The following is a 1,864-nucleotide window of genomic DNA, read 5'->3' on the forward strand; positions in this document are numbered from 1 at the left end:
CACTTGCTGATTCACAGTACCTTGCATTTGTTGGGCTATGACCATGTCGAAGACCACGAAGCACAGATCATGGAACAACTGGAAACCCGATTGCTGGCTGAAATGGGTGTGGCCGACCCTTACCTGAACCAAATACATGAGTGAAGATCGAAGTACCCAGGAGCGCCCACGGAGTTGGTGGGCGCGTTTTACCCAGTCCCTGCGCGGCAATGTGGAAGATCAGGACAGTTTGCTGGATCTGGTCCGGGAGGCTGGCGAGCGTCAGGTGATTGATGCCGAAGCGGCACGCATGGTGGATGGGATTTTCCGGATGGGCGAATTGACCGTCCGTGACGTGATGATTCCCCGCGCTCAGATGGAAGTGATTGAGATGGATATGCCATTGCCGGAAATCATCGCCAGGGTTTCGGAAGTCGGGCACTCGCGTTTTCCGGTGGTGGGAGAGGATCGCGACGACGTGCGCGGCATCCTGCTGGCCAAGGATTTGCTTCAGGCCTGTCGTTCGGGCATGTCCATGCCACGCTTGGGAGAGTTGTTGCGACCCGCGACATTTATTCCCGAAAGCAAACATCTGGATCACCTGCTCTATGAGTTTCGCACCGGTCGTCACCACATGGCGGTGGTGGTTGATGAATATGGCGGGGTGGCCGGCCTCATTACCATCGAGGACGTGCTGGAAATCATCGTCGGGGAAATTGAAGACGAATATGACATTGACGAAGATGTCATGATAGCCTCACGGGAAGATGGTGACTTTCTGGTGAATGCGCTGATTCCCCTGGAGGATTTCAATGAACATTTTGCGGCGCATCTGGCAGATGAACACGCGGACACCCTGGGTGGCTGGGTGGCTACGCGGCTTGGGCATGTGCCAAGGGTGGGCGAAGTGATTGAGGAGGGTAATTTGCGACTGGAAGTGTTAAGAGCCGATCGACGCCGGGTACAGATTGTCCGGGTGTCTCCTCCGCGCAGTGCAGCGCTGCCCGAATTGCCCGATCAGGATAGTGCATGATTCAGGATTCCATCAAATCATGGGCGTTTCCTTTGCGGCTTCTGGCCGCATTAATTTTGGGTGTGCTCTGGCCTTTGGCTTTTGCCCCTTTTAATGCCTGGTTTCTCGCCATCATTCTGCTATTTGCGCTGTTCTGGTTGGCTACCACAGCTGAACGTCCCCGGCGGGCTGCCGCTTTGGGGTACGCTTTTGGTTTCGGGGCATTTTCTAGCGGAGTCAGCTGGATATCCATCACCCTGCACAATTTTGCCCATATGGACTGGTTCCTTGCGGGTGGGGCGGTAGCGCTGCTGGCGGCTTATTGTGCCATTTATCCAGCTTTGGCCCTATGGCTGGCTACCCGTTTTTTTCGGGGAAATGCGCGTCTTGTCGCTTTACCGGTGTTGTGGGTATTTGCGGAATGGTGTCGCGCCAGGTTCTTCACGGGCTTCCCCTGGCTGGCCACAGGATATACGCAGACCCACGTTTTTCTGGGTGGTTTCTCCGCCTGGCTGGGGCAGTATGGGGTCGGGCTCGCCACCGCCGGTTTTGCCACTATTTTGTTATGGATGTTGCGCGAATCCCAATCCAGACGGGCACTGCTTGGCGGCGTTTCTGCCTTGCTGGTGCTTTCCGGAGTGGCTCTGGCGGCAGGGTCAGTCAGCTTCACCCATCCCGTCGGGCACAAGCTCCGGGTCAGTCTGGTGCAGGGTAATATTCCCATCACCGAAAAATGGAATACTGCAGCCATCAGCCAGATACTGCATCATTACGTACAACTGATTTTGCAGACGCCCAAAAATAGCCAGCTGGTGGTTTTGCCGGAAACCGCCTTTCCCATTTTTCAGACAGAAATTCCTGAACTGATTATTC

General features: G+C 55.3%; 3 protein-coding genes. All 3 read left to right on the plus strand.

Going from position 1 to position 1,864, the window contains the following annotated elements; genetic code table 11:
• The first annotated feature begins 3 nt into the window (after nucleotides 1-3).
• The gene (ybeY, locus tag AC2VLY_RS12170; protein WP_486922360.1) at nucleotides 4-144 is read left to right on the plus strand and encodes an rRNA maturation RNase YbeY; all 141 of its coding nucleotides are present in this window, start codon (nucleotides 4-6) and stop codon (nucleotides 142-144) included.
• On the plus strand, nucleotides 137-1,012 hold the full coding sequence (locus tag AC2VLY_RS12175) for a CorC family transporter (RefSeq protein ID WP_486893314.1): 876 nt from the start codon (nucleotides 137-139) through the stop codon (nucleotides 1,010-1,012). Before ybeY ends, AC2VLY_RS12175 begins: the two co-directional genes overlap by 8 nt.
• On the plus strand, nucleotides 1,009-1,864 hold an 856-nt coding region (locus tag AC2VLY_RS12180), incomplete at its 3' end, for an apolipoprotein N-acyltransferase (protein WP_486922359.1). The genes AC2VLY_RS12175 and AC2VLY_RS12180, both read left to right, overlap by 4 nt.

The organism is Acidithiobacillus sp. TH-A36 (genome assembly GCF_057473445.1).

Excerpts from the sequence above, each read along its gene's own strand:
- AC2VLY_RS12175 (WP_486893314.1), top strand. The coding sequence starts at position 137 with ATGAGTGAAGATCGAAGTACCCAGGAGCGCCCACGGAGTTGGTGGGCG.